The organism is Nitrospiraceae bacterium, assembly GCA_020632595.1.
Classification (GTDB): Bacteria; Nitrospirota; Nitrospiria; order Nitrospirales; family UBA8639; genus Nitrospira_E.
On the sequence record JACKFF010000008.1, the window covers coordinates 48936 to 66634 of the forward strand.

Genomic DNA, 17699 nt, shown 5'->3' on the forward strand with positions numbered 1-17699 from the left:
AGAGATAATGTCTAAAGATCAATCTACTATACAATCAGGTTCCAATCGTTTTCATATTCAGCATACGTTGCCGTCTGGTCCTGCGAGGGTTGGACGGATTTTAACATCCCATGGTGAGATCGACACTCCTGCCTTTATGCCGGTTGGCTCACAGGGGACGGTCAAAGGACTGGACCCGGATGAAGTCCGCGAATGCGGGTTTCATATGGTTCTGGGGAATGCCTATCATCTATTTTTGCGACCGGGGCATGAACTCATTGAATCTCTGGGTGGGCTTCATGCTTTCATGCAATGGCCCGGAGCGATTTTGACCGACAGTGGTGGCTACCAGATGGTGAGCCTGGCCGATCTTTGTGAGGTGACGGAGGAGGGAGTCGGCTTTCGTTCTCATATCGACGGTGCGTGGCATTTACTCTCACCAGAAAAAAGCATGGCCATCCAGGTTGCACTTGGCTCCGATATTATGATGGTTCTTGACCACTGTCCGACTTTTCCTTGTACCGAAGAGCAAGCGCGTGAGGCTGTACAGCGAACGACCAGGTGGGCTCAGCGATGTGCTGGGGTCCCGAGAAAAGAGCATCAGTGGCTGTTTGGAATTGTTCAGGGAGGAGTCTTTGTCCAATTAAGGCAAGAATCGACTCAGGAGTTGGTCAATTTGAATATGGATGGCTATGCTTTGGGTGGATTATCCTTGGGAGAAGAAAAGGCCGAAATGTTGGCGATGATCGAGACAGTGATTGCCCAGCTCCCCCTCAGTCGTCCTCGCTACTTAATGGGAGTTGGGCTTCCTGAAGATATTGTGGAAGGGGTGGCTCGGGGATTGGATTTATTTGATTGCGTGATCCCGACCAGGCATGGGCGCACCGGTTGGCTGTTTACCTCGACAGGGAAGGTATTGATTAAACAGGCTCGCTATGCCCGTGATCCCAATCCCATTGATAGCCAATGTGGGTGTCCGGTCTGCCAACGGTTTTCCAGAGCCTATTTGCGGCACTTGTTTTTATCGCATGAAATGTTAGGCGTCCGTCTGAATACGATCCATAATCTTTGGTATTATGGCTCGCTCATGAAGGGGCTACGACAAGCAATCAGTGCGAATCAGTTTGACGACTACCGGAAAGATTTTTACCGCCGACGCGAGTGTGACACAAGTGAAACGCTCATTCAGGAAGTATCGACCGGATCGAATGGGTTGGCCACAGACACATTTTAATTGAGGTACTTATGAACCTAGATTCCTATGCTTGGGCCCAAGCCGGGGGAGCCGGCCCCGATGCCTCCGCCGGCTTATTATCGCTCATTCCTTTTCTTCTGATTTTTGTGGTGTTTTATTTTTTGCTTATTTTGCCGCAGCAACGTCGGCAAAAAAAACAACGGGAATTGTTGGATAGCCTAAAAAAAGGCGATAAGGTCATCACGTCTTCTGGAATTTGGGGAACCGTGACCAATTTGGATAAGGAAACGGCTACCCTGCAAGTCGCGGATAATACGAAAATTCGGTTGCAACGCGATCATATCGCGAGCATCCGTACATCGAATGAATCATGATGGATCAAGGGGTAGATAAATGAAAAAGCTTCGTGGGAGGTTGTTCCTCCTTTGTGTGGTCACGGTGGTGTCCGTCATCCTGGCCCTTCCTTCGTTCCCAGGCCTGTTCCAATCGTTGCCTGATGGGGTCAAGCGGATATTAAGTCATCGTGGGCTTTCCTTGGGTCTCGATCTTCAGGGAGGTATTCACCTGGTCTTGGAAGTCGAAGAGGAGCGGGCGGTGGAGATTGCCGTTGATCGAATTCGTAAGGCTGCTGAGGATCTGCTGAAGGATAAGGCGATCATGGTAGAGGGGGTTCGTCGTGAGGGGTCGAAGCTGATTGTCATCACCCTACAACAAGAAGCCGATGGGGAGAAAGTCCGAACGCTACTCGATGAGGCTTTCCCGAACTTTGAGTCGCAACATCCTTCAGGAACGCGTTTGGTATACGAACTCCGCTCTACCGAGGTGGAACGAATCAAGACCTCAGCCATCAACCAGGCACTTGAAACCCTCAGAAACCGGATAGATGAATTTGGTGTCGCCGAACCGCTTATCCAACGCTTGGGGCTCAACCAAATTGCGATTCAATTGCCTGGCGTCAAGGACCCTCAACGGGCTAAAGATCTCATCCAAGAAACGGCTCTCTTAGAATTTAAATTGTTGGAGGAGTCCAAGGCCGCATTGGATTTGCCGCCTCAAGTTGAAAAAGGCCAAGAAGATACGGTGAGGAAGTCCCTAGAGGGTAAGCTTCCTGATGGGGCAGAAATTCTCTTTGAAACGGCGATTTCAGAGCCGGATGGTCGGGCGTATAGTATTCCCTATCTGGTGAAAAAAGATGCCGTTCTCATCGGAGATGTGCTACAGGATGCGCGCGTGACGATTGGGGATTTCAATGAGCCGATTGTCAGTATTACCTTTGACAGCAAAGGGGCTCGAGAATTTGATGAGCTCACCGCTGCCAATATCGGTAAACGGATGGCGGTGGTCCTGGATGGGAAGGTGTATTCGGCACCCGTCATTCGAGATCGTATAAGCGGAGGCCGGGCGATTATTGAAGGCACCTTTAGCACTGCAGAAGCGAATGATCTGGCTGTGGTGCTGCGGGCTGGTGCGTTACCGGCACCATTGAAAACCTTGCAGGATTTAACCGTTGGACCTTCTCTGGGACAGGATTCAATTGAGAAGGGGTTACGAACGACTCTTATTGCCGGGACACTGGTCCTCATTTTTATGATTGTATATTACCGGCTCTCCGGTCTTATCGCCAATATGGCTGTGTTTCTCAATTTAATCTGTTTGCTTGGAGCGTTATCAGGGCTTAATGCCACCTTAACGTTACCAGGCATTGCCGGAATTATTTTGACCATTGGAATGGGGGTCGACTCCAATGTGTTGATATTTGAGCGAATTAGAGAGGAGCTTCGCCAGGGCCGTCCCGTACGTTTAGCCGTAGATAGTGGCTATAATAAAGCCTTTTTGACAATCGTCGATTCCCATGTGACCACCCTGATCACGGGGTTGGCGCTGTTTTTATTCGGAACCGGACCTATTAAAGGGTTTGCGGTAACCTTGTGCTTGGGAATTGCTATTAACTTGTTTACGGCGTTGGTGGGGACGAAGGTGGTGTTTGATTTCCTGAACCGACGAAAATTGGACTCACTCAGTATCTAAGGGGTTGCCTTGGTGATATCAGGTTGGCCCCTTGCTGGTTGGGGATGGGAGGCAGGCGGCAGTATCAAAAACAAGGATTGCTAGATTAAAGGGCGTTATCACAAGCTCATAGACAGGGGATATTCTTTGGGGAGGAGAAATTTTTGGTCATGATGGAAATTCTTGGGAAAACAGATATTGATTTTATGGGAAAGCGGAACATTGCTTTCACGGTATCGGGCATTCTGGCTTCTCTGGGATTGGTGGCCGTTATCGGGATTCTGTTCGGATGGGCAAATCTGGGTATCGATTTTGCCGGGGGAACGGCAGTTCAACTTAAATTTGATAAACCACTTCTGATTGCCGAGGCCAGGAAAGCCTTGGATGCGCATGGATTGGGTTCCGCTGAACTTCAGGAGTTTCCTCAGGATCAGAAGCTCTTGATTCGTGTAAAAACCGAAACCACGATCGAAGAAAGAATCAGTGAGAACATCATTCAGGCTTTTCAAGCTGAATTTCCTGACCATGGATTTGTCGTGGATTCCAGTACTTCAATAGGACCCACAATTGGAAAGAAACTGCAAGAAGATGCCTTGATAGCGGTTATCCTTTCACTTGCAGGGATTATCCTCTATGTCGCCGTTCGTTTTGAGTTTCGTTTTGGCGTGGCTGCAGCCATTGCCACTTTTCATGATGTTCTGGCGGTGTTGGGAATATATTTTCTGTTGAATACAGAAATTACGCTGCTGGTGGTGACGGCGCTATTAACCCTGGCAGGGTATTCTTTGACCGATACCGTGATTGTGTTTGACCGGATTCGTGAAAATCTTCGTCAAAGGAGACGGGAAACGACGACGACGATTATTAATAACGGAATTAATCAGGTCTTGAGCAGAACATTGATTACGACATTGACTGTGGTTTTGGTCTTGGTGCCGCTGACTATTTGGGGAGGGGAAGTCTTACATGATTTTTCATTGGCCTTACTGTTGGGGGTCATGGTGGGGACCTATTCCTCGATTTTTGTCGCGAGTCCACTTCTCTTACTTTGGCCTGGTGCCGAGGGAAAACTATTAAGCCGAGGTAAATAGTCTTCATTGTTACCATTTCTTGACATCAAGGAAAAAGGAGTACCAAAATGTAGAAAATCATAGGAGTTAGACATTTTTTATGGACATTGCGATGTTACCAAAGTGAAACGCTTTGGGTTTCCCCTCCAACTAAAGGGCAAGACGATTCTGGCGATGGTGCTGGTTGGTCTTCTGCCCCTTATTCTTTCCCTCCTCCTCACATATTTTGAAGAAAAACGTGCTCTAAGGGAAGCCGCTGGTATCACCATGAAGGGGATTGCGGTGGAAGTGGCCCGTAAAGTGGAGACACAGATTGTTCGTGGAATTAACGAAGCGCAACAGCTGGCCACGATACCCTTTATTCGAAGTGCCATCATGAATTCCAACCGGAGTTATGCTGATAAAAATCCAGATGAAATTCAAGCCCTAATTCAACAGTGGCAGGAAAGTTGGCGGGCCCAATCCAATAAGGATGAGTTCCCGGTTTTTCTGAACAAATATGCGACAGACTACCTAATTCAATGGCACGCGATTCGAAAATCGGATTACCTCGCGATTGTTGTAGTTGATACGCAGGGGGCATTGGTGTTGAGCTCTTTTCCACAAGTCAATTTTTTCCATGGAAACAGTCTCTGGTGGGAGGCCGTGGTTCAACATCATGATGCCCAGGCGTTTGTGAGCGATTTGTCATTTGATCCAGGGTTTGGGACTCATGTCCTGAATGTTGGTGTCCCGATTTGGGATGATCATCGAGAGTACGTAGTGGGAGCCATCAGTATTCTTCTGAGGAGGGACTCGTTATTTCGATCAATTTCTGAAGTAGCCGCCGGGAAAACAGGTCATGCCATGTTAACGGCATCCGATGGAATGCCGATTCTTTGTCCCGCGTTTTCTTTGGAAGAGCACGTGATGCCGCCTAATGTGGTCAGTGCATTTCAACAAGGTGGAGTTGGGTGGTTGGTTGCCGATCCGGATTCACATGGTATGCCGAATGCCATTGTTGGTTATGCTCCTCTTCACTTGGGAATGCCACTCGCTCCGGAAAGTTTTGGAGGGAAGTCCTGGCATATGTTGACCAGCCAAGATTCTGCCGAGACGTATGCTCCACTGGATCAATTATTAAGTAAGGTCATCTTCTATGGCATCTCTGTTTTTGTCATCTTGTGGGGGGCGGGAGTCGTGGTTGCTGGCCGGATCGTGAAACCCATTCAAGCCTTATCGCAGGGAGTTGAGCAATTTGGGGGTGGGAATCTTTCGGAAAAAATTGCGATACGTACCGGTGATGAAATCGAACGCTTGGCTGATACATTCAATGCCATGGCGGACAATCTTCAACATTCGTTCTCTGAGTTGAATCAGAAAGTGGATGAAATCGGGCGATTGGAGCAGAAATATCGTGATCTCATTGAAAATGCTCCAGAAATGATTCATCAATTAGATCCCGCAGGGCGGTTCGTCCATGTGAATACGACTGAGTTGCAAAAGTTGGGATATTCGCTCGTCGACATGCTTGAGATGTCGCTCTGGGATATTGTCCCGGTGGAACAACAAGAGGGGGTGCGGGCCTATGTCCAAGGGCTGGCCTTAGGTGGGGCGCGCTCCATAGAAACTGTTTTTCGTACGAAATCACGTGAAGTGATGGATGTGGAAATTCATTCAACAACGTTGATGGATCCGGGGACCCATTTGGTGGTGTATTCGAGAGGATTTGTGAGGGATATCACTGCCCGCAAGGCTCTGGAACGTGAAGTTGAGCGATACACTACCCAATTGGAAGGGCTTGTGGCCGAAAGAACCCAACAACTTTCTGACTCAGAGGCTGGCTATAAGGCGTTATTTAATTTGGCTGCCGATTCAATCTTTGTGGTTGATTCGGAAGGCCGTATCTTGGATGTCAATGCGCGTGAACGGGAAATTCTGGGGTATGTCCCTTCTGATTTGGAAGGCGCGTACTTTGTGAAGCTTGTTCCTCCGGCATTCCAGATGATCAGTCAGAATTTGTTGGAACGAGTCAGTGGGGAAGAGTCAAAGGTGCCCACGACAGAGATTGATGTCTATGACCGGCAAGGCATCATGAAGTCCATGGAGATGGACCTGGTTCGCATCGATATGGGTGGAAGCGCCTCAATCATGGTGCAGTTGCGAGATATTACCGAGCATAAAAAGCTTGAAGCTGAACTGCAACGATACAATGAAGTCCTGGAAGAGAAAGTCTCTGAGCGTACACGTGAAATTGAACAAGCCAAGCTGTACATTGAAAGTTTGCTGGAAAATGCAAATGACGTGATTTATACATTGGACGTTGATTTACGGTTTACTTATGTCAATGGGAAAGTTGATGCATGGGGATATCGAAAGGAAGACTTGATTGGTAAACCGTATCTTTCGTTACTCTCCAAGCGGTATCGTGGCCGTTATTTGAAGGAAACATTGGATCTTGGGACAAAGCAAGTCTACGAAGTGGAGGTGGTCAGTCGAGAGGGAGAGTTGCGGTCGGTTCTGGTGAGTGTGGCCCCGCTTCTCAATGATGAAGGCGGTTACACCGGAGTATTGGGTATTGCCAGGGATATTACGGAACGGAAGCATTTGGAACGCCAGGTGCAGAATTCTGAGCGGTTAGCCTCCATTGGTAAGCTGGCCGCCGGGGTTGCACATGAAATCAATAATCCGTTAGGTGGAATTTTGAATTGTTTATATAATATTCGAAAGGGAACGTTGACGCCTGAGCGGTCTCAGGAGTATTTGCATTTTATGGAGGATGGATTGCGACGCGTTCAACGCATTGTTCGGCAGCTCCTGGATTTTTCCCAGCAACGCGAACCGGAATTAGCCATGACGGATCTTCATCAAATTTTAGACCGAGTCCTGGTATTGACCGAGCATGTATTTCTGGTCAAACATGCCACTCTGAAAAAGGTCTATGATGAGACGCTGCCAATGGTGATGGTCGATGCGCATATGATTGAGCAGGTGATTATGAACTTAGTCCTGAATGCGGTGCAGGCACTCAAAGAGGGTGGCCAGGTAACATTGCGTACTCGAAAGCAGGAAGAAGGATATGAGATTGAAGTGGAGGATACTGGGTGCGGAATACCTCAAGAGATTCGACCTCATATTTTTGATCCCTTTTTTACGACGAAAGGGACTGGAGAGGGGACCGGGTTGGGATTGTCGGTGAGTTTGGGAATTGTGCAGCGGCACGCAGGTGAAATGTTGGTTGATAGTGAAGAGGGAAAAGGCACTCGTTTCACCATTCGGTTGCCATTGGTTCGATCTCGTGTGGGCACTCCTGTAAGGGTAGGCACATGACTCACGGTTCCGTTTTGATAATTGATGATGAGCCCTTGATGCGAGTCTCTATGGTCGATGCGCTGAAAGCTATCGGCTATGTTGTACAGGAAGCCAGTTCCGGGTTGGAGGGGCTCGAGCGGTTGCGAACTTCACGGTTTAATTTGGTCATTACTGATTTGCGATTGCCCGGTGTGGATGGACTGCATATCGTGAAGCAGTGCCGGGAGCAGTGCCCTGGCACGGAAGTAATAGTTATTACGGCACATGGTTCCGTTGACACGGCTGTCGATGCGATGAAAAGCGGTGCCTACGACTATATTACGAAACCCTTTTCTATGGATGAATTGTTGTTGAGTGTGCAGCGGGTCTGTGCAGTGGTAGCTCTTCGCGAAGAGAATCGGGTGTTACGGGATGCATTGGAAAAGAAATTTAGTTTCCAAGGGATTGTGGGAAAAAATGAGCGGATGCGACAAGTGCTGGAGAAAGTCAAGTTAGTCTCGGCCACTGACGCGACGGTTTTAGTGGTAGGGGAAAGTGGAACGGGAAAGGAGTTGATTGCCAATGCCATCCATACCAATAGCGCTCGCCGAAATCATGCCTTGGTCAAAGTGAGCTGTGCCGCGCTACCGGAAACGCTGTTGGAAGCTGAACTGTTCGGGCATGAAAAGGGAGCGTTTACAGGGGCCCTCCGGCAACGGCAGGGTCGATTCGAACTTGCTCATCAGGGAACCCTTTTTTTGGATGAGATCGGCGAAATTTCCCCGTTGGTCCAGATCAAATTGCTCCGTGTTCTGCAGGAACGGCAATTTGAACGCGTCGGGGGAAATGATACGATTGAAGTGGATGTGCGTTTAGTGTGTGCAACGCAGAAGGATTTGCGGAAAGAAGTTGAACAAGGACGATTCCGGGAAGATCTCTATTATCGATTGAATGTGGTGCCGGTTCAGCTTCCTCCTCTCCGAGAACGTCGAGAAGATATTTTCATGATCGCCCAGCATTTTTTGGAGACGATGTCAGGTCGAAATCACCAAGAACCCAAGGCCTTATCACGGCAAGCTCGCGAGGTGTTATTGCAGTATTCCTTTCCAGGGAATGTCCGCGAATTGGAAAATACTATTGAGCGGGCTTTAGCTTTGGCACAACACAGTCAAGAAATCCAGGTTTGGGATCTCTGTGGACAGAGTCGTTGTCCATATGCGGGAGGAGAACCGCAAAAAGGATGTGGGTTTTGCGGGAATCAGGAAGGCAGGAGAGGCGTGAAAAATGGGGCGATGGAAACATTGGCCGAAGCGCGGGAGCATTTTGAACGGGAGCATATTCTTGAAATACTCAATCGCACAGGGTGGAGTCGGATGACGGCTTCGAAGGTTTTAGGATTATCGAGAAAAGGCCTTTGGGAAAAATGTAAACGGTATGGAATTGTGCGGGCATACGACTCACCGGACCCTGAGAAGGGTGATGAGGATGGCGGTTGAAAGGTCAGCTCTATATTAGAAAAGGTAAGCTGCCCTGATTAACTGAAGCTTAGGGTTTCCGAGACGGGATTATTCTCCACCATCCCAGAGGGTTATGATTCGGTCATTTCCGGCTGTGGCGAGGTATTTCCCATCAGAAGACAAGGCGATTCCCCTGACAGGTCCTTTGTGCGACCGAATCGTTCGAAATTGACGGCCGGTTTGGATGTCCCACATTTTGACGGTCCCGTCATCGCTGGCGCTGATAAGTACCTGGCCATCCTGGGTCACAATAAGATTTCTCACCCATTCAGAGTGACCTTTCAGTGTGCGGCGTTCTTCCATCGTGGGCATATCCCAGAATTTAATTGTACAGTCGCGACTTCCTGAGATCATGGTTCTCCCGTCAGGAGTAAAGGTGAGGGCCCCAATCCAATATTCCATGGGTTTTTGAAATCCGCCTTGGTCGTCTACGTAGAAACCACGATTTTCGGTCTCTTCGTCATCGGCCTCATCTCTCCAATGGCCATTGTGTACGATTTTTTCTTCCCCGCTTGGCAAAACCTCATAGAGCTTAATTTTTCCTATATCGGTGCCAGCCACCAGGTGAATGCCGTCAGGTGAAAATGCTGTGCAGACACTCCAATTATGGTCGTATTGATCCTTACCAAGCAGCGTCATGAGTTCGGTGCCTGTGGTCACCTCCCAAATTTTGATGTCTTTATTCTGTCCGGCCCTGGCGAGCATGAGCCCGTCTGGGGAGAAGGAAATACTGCATACGGCATGGTCGTAACGGGTAAAGAGTAACCGAAGAGATTCTCCGGTTTGAGGATTCCACAGTCGAATGGTCCGGTCCTCACTTGCAGAAGCGATTATTTGGCCGTCAGGGCTATACTTGACTTCTCGCACGACATGTGTGTGCCCTCGTAGGGAACGAAGAATGCGGCCGGTCTCAATATCCCAAATCCGGATAAAACGATCATTCCCTCCGCTTGCTAATGTCAGCCCATCCGGAGAAAAGGCGACAGCCCAAATCTCCTGTGTGTGGCCACGGAATGATTTCAGTTCCCTGGCACCGCCTTTCCAATAGGCCAGTGAATCGATGAGTGTCGGAGGTTGCGAACCAGGATTCTTGATGAACCCGGGGTTAGAACTGAGTGTGTCTGGGCTTGTTGGCTGGGTCATGAAATTCCTCGCTTCGAAAACAGATTGACATCCAAGGGATCGGCTAAAGGGAATCAGGAATGATGAATGGGATTCTCTTGCCAAAAGGGAAAACGCATTCCTATAATTCAATTGGTTATGATACTAAACGGCGCTTTTCGAGGGAGTCAAGGTAGCTACCTCCCAAATTATTGTGAATTTATTTATTACGGTGATCATCTTCCCAGCAACAAAACTCGTCTGGTGGTGATCTTGCGGTAAACGGAGGTTTGCTCATGGAAATTCGTTTTCAACCCGCCCTCCTTCAGGAGGTGATTGATTCGTTCGCTGAAAAAACTGAGCGTGAAGGGGACCCGACTTATTTTAATGAATTTCATGAGTTTGCCGATCCCATTTACGAGAAGTTTTCTCTCGATGACCGCGATCCGGAGTTCAAGCGCCTCTATCAACACTTATTTGCTAAATGGGGGTTTGCCGATATTCTTCGTGACGCTTTTGATGACTTCCCGGTTTTGCGAGATAAAACCGGGATTGTGTTGGTGCGGGGGGTATTGAAAGAAGATCAGGAAGGGGTGGATGTTCTTCGGAAGTGGGGGGTGGTCGAAGAAAAACTCGCTCGTCAATTTGAAGAGGCCGGGAAAAAAGGGGTGGGGATTAAATTGATCCCTCGGCGATTTTATGATCCAGCCATTACCCGTTACCTGCGACATGAGTTAACGCATATCTCTGACATGTTAGATGAGGCTTTTGGTTACGATCCTGACACAAAAGTGGGGTTGAACCCCGGGGAAGAACATTTGATTTTAAATCGTTACCGTGTGCTGTGGAACCTTCATGTCGATAGCCGGATTGCCCGAACAGGCAAAGAACCGATGTTTTCCAAGGAATATCGGTTTCGAGAGTTCCGTTCTTGGTATCGAAAAATTCCTCCAGGCCAGGTGGAGTCTGTGTTTGAAGGAGTCTGGCAGACGGATTATCTTACTCATGCCGAATTAGTGGAAATGGCTTCGGATACGATACGAGTGATTGAGAGAGCGATTGAGGTTGAGGACAGTGAGGTGCCTGATGTGCCAACCAAACCCATGCTTCTCCCAGGGTTTCCGTGTCCTCTTTGTCGATTCCCAACTTATACTTGGGTGGAAAATATGGATGAGACGCTTGAAGGTTTTGTCTTAGATTATATTCGCGAAAATCACCCAGGATGGGATGTGGAATATGGAGCCTGTGACAGATGCGTGGAGGTGTACAAGCTGCGGGCCTCAGGAGTGGTATAAATTTGCACACGACCTTATCTCGTGTCCCATTAGTTTCATTGGTTTTAGCCTGTTGAAAGTGTCGTAATGTCGGACTCCCATCTGCCAAACCAGCCTTCGTCCAATCCGACATTAGGTCGAAGAATGTTTCTTCGACAGTCGGCAATTTCCATAGGTGCCACAGTTCATGAATTCGTAAAACATCGCGATGCTCCTTCACCAATAAAAAAGGAGCAGCCTGTTCCTGAGAAAACGGGGTGGCTCCGTCCCCCAGGTGCTGTGGATGAGGAGTTGTTTTTGGAGCGCTGCACTGGATGCGCTGATTGTGTCGAGGTTTGTCCTCACGATGCAATTCAGATGTTATTGAGCAACGATACTCCCGTTATCTATCCAGGGGAAACCCCATGCGAATTATGTGAGGATCTTCCTTGTATTGGGGCCTGTACTACGGAGGCTCTGTTGCCTGTTGCGGATCGTTTTCAGGTAAATATGGGAGTGGCGAAAGTTTTGTCAAAAATGTGTACGGCGGGAGCTGGCTGCAATGCGTGTGTTTCTAAATGTCCCACGGAGGCACTCTCGATGGATTTTGCCTCATATCACATTCGTGTAGATGATTCGGTTTGCGTGGGTTGTGGTATATGCCAATATATTTGTGGAACAGTAAATGACCGTAGCGCAATTCGGATTGTTTCTAGATGAGGAACGTGAGGTATTTTTCGCTTAGTGATGTTGAAAGCTTAAGTGATCTGGGGGAAAAGTATGAATATGGACCTTTTGCGGGGAGGTATGGAAAGTGGACGGAGGCATAAAATGGGATTTTTCTGTGTGGATTCTAAGGTAAATTTAGGGGATTCAAGTTGCAGGAAAATTCTGGAAAACGTGGGGCTATGAGGGATATTGAAGTCTTGACTTCATAGGGCTGTTGTCCTATTATCTGATCCCTTTTTCATGAATCCTTAATGGCCCTGACAATGATCCTAATTGAAGCAAATGCTTAAGAAATGTAAAAATTTTAAAAGTTAGGTGAAATATGACATCAGGCGTTAAAGAGGGGAAAAAAGCAGGGAAAAGCGGAATGCCAGTTTCTGGAAATGAAAAGGCCGTCAAAATTTCTCCAAAAGATGCGCCAGCTGTTGATCGGGCACTTTGTCGCAGTAAGCTTTACTTGTTGGTATCCTGGGGATATCTTTACCCGGAAGATGAGGAGTTTCTCGATTACCTTCAAAGTGGGGAATTTGTCGAGGATGGAAAATCGGCATTAGAAGGGCTGAAAAAAGAATTACAAAATATAGGGGGCGATGAAGCACAAGAGCGTCTTGATGCACTGGTGGGCAATTTTGATGCGATTGAAGCTTGGATTTCATCAGAAGGCGAAAACTGGAGCCTCCAAGACTTACGAGATGAGCATCGTCGAGTGTTTAGCAATGTCATCGCGTTAGATTGTCCGCCATACGAGACATTATTTGGAAATGACCATGTTTTCGGCCAGTCATATGTGATGGGAGACATTGCCGGTTTTTATAGTGCATTTGGCCTTCAGCTTTCTCCGGATATTCATGAACGCCTGGATCATTTGAGTGTAGAGTTGGAATTTATGCATTATCTGGCATATAAAGAATCATATGCGATTCTTCATGATGGAGCAGAAAAACTAAAAACCGTCATTGAAGCTGAGAAAAAATTTGTTAAAGAGCATATTGGTCGATGGGTTCCTTTATTTTCAGGAATGTTAAATAGAAAGGCCGATTACGGATTTTATAAGATTTTGGCTGATTTTACCTCTCATTGGATTGCTTTCGATGTTGCATTTTTAGGGGTAACGCCTCAACCTTATTCAGAAACAGATTATCGCCCTGCCTCATACAATAACCCTGAAGGCCAAAGCTTTGAATGTGGTGCTCAAGATCAAGGAAATGAGCTAAGCCTCCTGATGAGTGAAGTTGGGGCTGATGCATTTTTGGATAAGGAAAGTGGAACATCTGGCCAATCAGGAAATGCATAGTGAAGGATTGGGTTAAGTCATTTTTGAAAATTAGTTTTAGTGGCGACAGGTTTGAGGAGACAGGTAGTTAGCAGCCTTTTCGGTTTTAATCTTTTATCAAAGGAGGATGCGTCATTATGAGATTGGTGCAGACGCGTAACAAACGACTGGTGTTTGGCGTTCTTCTGTCTGTCCTGGTGGTGTGTGTAGGTTTGACCATTGGGCAGATTCCGCTGGCCGTCTCGCAGCCGGTGACGATTCCGGTTGGCAAAATTACTGGCCCAATTCCTATGGATGCGGCGAATCCTGTATGGGAATCCGTGCCCGGTATCGTTGCCCCATTAAGTGGGCAGACGATAACTACCCCAATGCACCCGAACATTTCAGTGAAAACTGTGATGATCAAGATGGCAACAAATGGCGAGGAAATCGGCGTTTGGGCCAACTGGGGTGACCAAACATTAAATAACACCACTATTGGTCCTCAGGATTTCAGAGATCAAGTGGCGGTTCAATTCCCTGTGCAATCTGCAGGCGCACCTCCATTCCAATGTATGGGACAGTCTGGTGGGACGGTCAACATATGGCGTTGGAATGCGGAATGGCAAAAAGATCTTGGAGCTGGCGTGGCCGGTATGTGGGATGTGGACAACCAATATCCCTCCATAGCATGGGATTACTACTATGAAGAGCCAGCTGGTGGTGTGACCTATCCTGACCGAATTGGTCGGAGTTTAGGGCCATTTAACCCTGGTATTTGGTCTGGCAACATCATGTCCGACCCCAACCTGAGGTTAGGATCTGTCGAAGACTTGAATGCTAACGGTTTTAGTACCTTGACTACCCAAGCGTCCCAAGACGTGGTTGGTAATGGATTATGGGAACCATATGGGTCACTGAAAGGTGGATGCTGCAGCGGTCCTACCTGGAGGGTGGTAATGAAGAGGAGTCTCAAGACTCAAGACCCCAATGATGTTCAGTTCGCGGCAGGGGCCAGCTTCCCAGTAGCTTTTGCGGTATGGGACGGCTCAAACGTAGAACGTAACGGGATGAAAGGGATTTCGACTTGGTTTACGGCTCAAATGCCAAACTAAGTTCATCCTTTTTTTTCATCAGGTCCTTGATCATATAGGACGATAGCTAAGCCTGAAGACCTCCGGTAATGGACTCCAGTAATGGGGAAAGTTGCCGGAGGTTTTTTTATAACCACATTTTTTCGAATAAATGTGTATGCGATAAGGCAAGAAAAGGCTAATTGTTGCATTAAAGAGAATGGGACGTGTATAAATTTAAGATAGTAATCTTTTTTTCTCCTTATTATCCCCATTACCTGGGAGCCGCATTGTGAAAATTTCACTTTTATTCCCTCCTAGTTGGCATCCCTCTCAGCCTTATTTGAGTGTTCCCTGTCTTTCAGCCTTTCTTGAAAAATCTGGTGTTCCAGTTCATCAGCAACGAGATTTAAATATTGAGTTGCTTGATAGGGTGTTAACTAAAGGCTTTGGTTTAGATATTTATCCACGGTTAGTTGATTTGGTGAAAAAACTGGAAGTATCGGTTTCTGGAGATACCGGTTACGGGAGTAAGGAGCATTATGCTCGTGTTGTTGAATCACTTGACCGGTTTCCTTATCTCATAGATGAAATCGAACCCGTTAAAGCCTCTTTGCGTGGAGAAGAGTTTTATGACATTGAGCGTTACCGAGAATGTCTTTTTTTAATTGATCGGTGGCTGGAAGTCGTATCTTCTCTGTATTTTCCGACCAGGATAACGGTGGTAGACAACCAATTTTCATATTCAATCTATTCATCACGAGAAATTCTTCAAGCTATACACGATGAAAACCAAAATCCATATCTTGAGCTTTATCGAAAATTTTTCCTTCCTGATTTTGGGCAAGATATTCCAAACTTTGTTGGAGTCTCTATTACGGCAACCTCACAGATTATCCCGGGTTTAACTCTGTGCAAATTAATTAAGGAAATTCATCCTGAGGTTCATGTAACTGTCGGGGGTAGTATTTTTACCAGGCTGGTAGATAATCTCAGACGGTGTGATCGGTTATTTCAATTGACTGATGATTTTATTGTGTTTGAAGGTGAGACCGCCCTTTTGGAATTGATACATCAGCTAGACGGGAAAAAGGATTTCACGAAAGTGCCGAATCTTATTTGGCGGCAAGATGGAAAAATAATAGTAAATCAACCCTTCTACTCTGAAAACCTTGCCGACCACCCAGCCCCAAATTATGACGGGTTTCCCTTGAATGACTATTTAGCCCCTCATACGGTGCTGCCTGTTCAATTTTCTCGAGGTTGCTATTACAAAGACTGTGCCTTTTGTGCCCTGACTTTGGATCATCAAAATTTCCGGCAAAAGGACCCGATAAAAGTTGTGGATGAATTGGAAGCGCTGTCCCATAAATATGAAACACCGTACTTTTTCTTTACGGATGAATGTCTGGCCCTCTCGCCAACCAAGCGATTGTGTAAGGAGCTCAATCATCGAGGATTGGGTTTACAATGGACGGCCGAGTTGCGATTTGAAAAGAATTTATCTCGTGAGTTACTTACCTCCATGCGGGAGGCAGGCTGTCAGAAAATCGTCTTTGGCCTGGAAACCTATAATGCCCGGTTGATGGATTTTATGGTGAAGGGGATTACACAAGAAAATGTTGATCGGATCTGTTCCGATTGTGTTGATCTTGGAATTGCGGTGCATTGCTATGTGATCGTTGGATTTCCGACCGAAACAGAAGAAGAATCGTTAGAAACATTGAATTTCATTGTCAATAATACGAAGCTACATTCCTCCTATGGGTTTTCCTGTCAACCGTGTTTGTTTGATTTGGAAAAGGAAGCCCCTATTATGAGCGATCCAGCGGGATATGGGATTCAAAGAATTATGCGACCAGCCTCTGAAGATTTGAGCTTAGGGTTCTTTTATGAAGTAAAATCGGGAATGACTCCTGAGCAGGCTGAAAAAGTATATCAATATGTGTATGAAAAGATTAGCGAAGTTGTGTGTGAATTACCCTTTAATTACTCTATGGCGGATGGGTTGTTATATATCGCCAGACATAACAAAGAGCTTGAGGTAGAACCTTCCAGGGTGTAGGTAAGATATACAGGATAAAAATCTAGCTATTTTTTTGCGCATGTGCGTCACTATCTGAAGTTCAAAAAAATGATTTCTACTACTGAAAAGAACCAGGAAAGAATAGACAGCCCGGGGCTTCTTTTTGAATGGGGTCTCAAGAGTTTGTTATTCGCGGCATTTTTTGAATTGGTGCTGTATCGGCTGGTTTCACGGTTGGGTATGCATCTTGGCAAATTGGCTGAGAAATATGAAGCGGTCAGGATCGGATTTCGCACACTCTCTTCATTAGGATTTGTCCTGTTGAATATGACGGCCATTCTGGTTTTTCTGATTTTGGGTATTTTGCTAGTTCAAAAATTACGGACAAAGTTGTGGGTAGGAGAGTGGGATAAGGTTGTTATTCCATTGGCGGCCTTATTGGTAGCTTGTACTGTGGGTTATTTATTCTTTCCTCCGGTCATGGTCGGGACCATTGTTTATAATATTCTGGCATTTGGGTTGATCGTTTTTCTGGTTTTGGAGTATTGGGCTACTCACCGAGTTTTGAGTCAACGCCTTATGGTGGGTAGTTTTTTTCTAGGTATAAGCGGATGGCTGTATTATCAGACAATGTCAACGACTTATGGATGGCTCAATATTTTTGATGCTCCCCCGCTTGTGCATGAAGGGAATAGGCTTGGGGAAGCACTAATGGTTCTTTCAAGCATCCTGGTGTTTTGGGCCTATGGAACCACTTCAATTATTACCAAAAACAAGCAACAACGCCGGTGGGGATTAACCTTGGTTGTTAGCGGGGGCAGTGCTTTTGTCGTCCTCTTGTTCATGGATTTTTTCCTTTCTTTATGGAATCCTGAAATGGCGAAAGAAGTTAGGAAGGCTGGAGAGGGGATAGGCTGGATTTTTCAAATGGGAATGGGCTATACCTTTTATCTTCCTTTTGCATTTTATGTGTTGGGATTTACCTGCTGGGCGTATACCGTGATTAAGTTGGTCTTGATTGGTCGATTAGCAGGATATGGGCTAGGTCTCATGTTTATGGCAGGCTATGCGCTCCAATTGTCACATTTGACCTTGATGGTAGTGCTTGGGTTAATGTTGTTGAATATTGATAAAAAAGGAACTTTAGGAAAAATTCGTAAGAGAACCCAAGATGGGGTAGTCTATCAACCAATTCGTCCCGTTTACGGGCAAACACAGTAGTTAGGA

Annotated in this window: 13 protein-coding genes; 12 read left to right on the top strand and 1 reads right to left on the bottom strand. The window is 46.7% G+C overall.

Features of this window, described 5'->3' with window-relative positions:
• Positions 1–7 precede the first annotated feature (7 nt).
• From tgt to H6750_14455, 6 genes are all read left to right on the top strand, one after another.
• Positions 8–1213: a tRNA guanosine(34) transglycosylase Tgt gene (tgt, locus tag H6750_14430; GenBank protein MCB9775504.1), complete on the top strand. Its 1206-nt coding sequence runs from the start codon at positions 8–10 to the stop codon at positions 1211–1213.
• 11 nt (positions 1214–1224) lie between these two features.
• Positions 1225–1548 carry a preprotein translocase subunit YajC gene (gene yajC / locus H6750_14435; GenBank protein ID MCB9775505.1) on the top strand — a complete coding sequence of 108 codons (324 nt, stop codon included), beginning with the start codon at positions 1225–1227 and terminating at the stop codon, positions 1546–1548.
• A gap of 19 nt (positions 1549–1567) precedes the next feature.
• A complete protein-coding gene (gene secD, locus H6750_14440) occupies positions 1568–3202 on the top strand; it encodes a protein translocase subunit SecD (GenBank protein MCB9775506.1) in 1635 nt (544 codons plus the stop codon).
• A 149-nt stretch (positions 3203–3351) separates the two neighbouring features.
• The gene (gene secF, locus H6750_14445) at positions 3352–4272 is read left to right on the top strand and encodes a protein translocase subunit SecF (protein MCB9775507.1); all 921 of its coding nucleotides are present in this window, start codon (positions 3352–3354) and stop codon (positions 4270–4272) included.
• 153 nt (positions 4273–4425) lie between these two features.
• Positions 4426–7560, top strand: a complete 3135-nt coding sequence (locus tag H6750_14450; GenBank protein ID MCB9775508.1) for a PAS domain S-box protein — start codon at positions 4426–4428, stop codon at positions 7558–7560.
• The gene (locus H6750_14455) at positions 7557–9017 is read left to right on the top strand and encodes a sigma-54-dependent Fis family transcriptional regulator (protein MCB9775509.1); all 1461 of its coding nucleotides are present in this window, start codon (positions 7557–7559) and stop codon (positions 9015–9017) included. Before H6750_14450 ends, H6750_14455 begins: the two co-directional genes overlap by 4 nt.
• 69 nt (positions 9018–9086) lie before the next feature.
• On the opposite strand, the gene H6750_14460 is transcribed toward H6750_14455, so the two are convergent.
• Entirely contained in the window at positions 9087–10181 is a 1095-nt protein-coding gene (locus tag H6750_14460) for a WD40 repeat domain-containing protein (protein ID MCB9775510.1), read from the bottom strand.
• Between the two features lie 254 nt (positions 10182–10435).
• Here H6750_14460 and H6750_14465 point away from each other — a divergent pair, with 254 nt between their 5' ends.
• The 6 genes from H6750_14465 (at position 10436) to H6750_14490 (ending at position 17693) form a co-directional block, all read left to right on the top strand.
• Positions 10436–11434, top strand: coding sequence for a hypothetical protein (locus H6750_14465; GenBank protein ID MCB9775511.1), 999 nt, complete (start codon positions 10436–10438; stop codon positions 11432–11434).
• A 258-nt stretch (positions 11435–11692) separates the two neighbouring features.
• Positions 11693–12112, top strand: a complete 420-nt coding sequence (locus H6750_14470) for a 4Fe-4S binding protein (GenBank protein ID MCB9775512.1) — start codon at positions 11693–11695, stop codon at positions 12110–12112.
• Between the two features lie 331 nt (positions 12113–12443).
• Positions 12444–13415: a molecular chaperone TorD family protein gene (locus H6750_14475; GenBank protein MCB9775513.1), complete on the top strand. Its 972-nt coding sequence runs from the start codon at positions 12444–12446 to the stop codon at positions 13413–13415.
• Between the two features lie 116 nt (positions 13416–13531).
• A complete protein-coding gene (locus tag H6750_14480; protein ID MCB9775514.1) occupies positions 13532–14488 on the top strand; it encodes a nitrite oxidoreductase, gamma subunit in 957 nt (318 codons plus the stop codon).
• 250 nt (positions 14489–14738) lie between these two features.
• Positions 14739–16511, top strand: a complete 1773-nt coding sequence (locus H6750_14485; GenBank protein MCB9775515.1) for a radical SAM protein — start codon at positions 14739–14741, stop codon at positions 16509–16511.
• Between the two features lie 69 nt (positions 16512–16580).
• The gene (locus tag H6750_14490; protein MCB9775516.1) at positions 16581–17693 is read left to right on the top strand and encodes a hypothetical protein; all 1113 of its coding nucleotides are present in this window, start codon (positions 16581–16583) and stop codon (positions 17691–17693) included.
• The last annotated feature ends 6 nt before the right edge of the window (positions 17694–17699 follow it).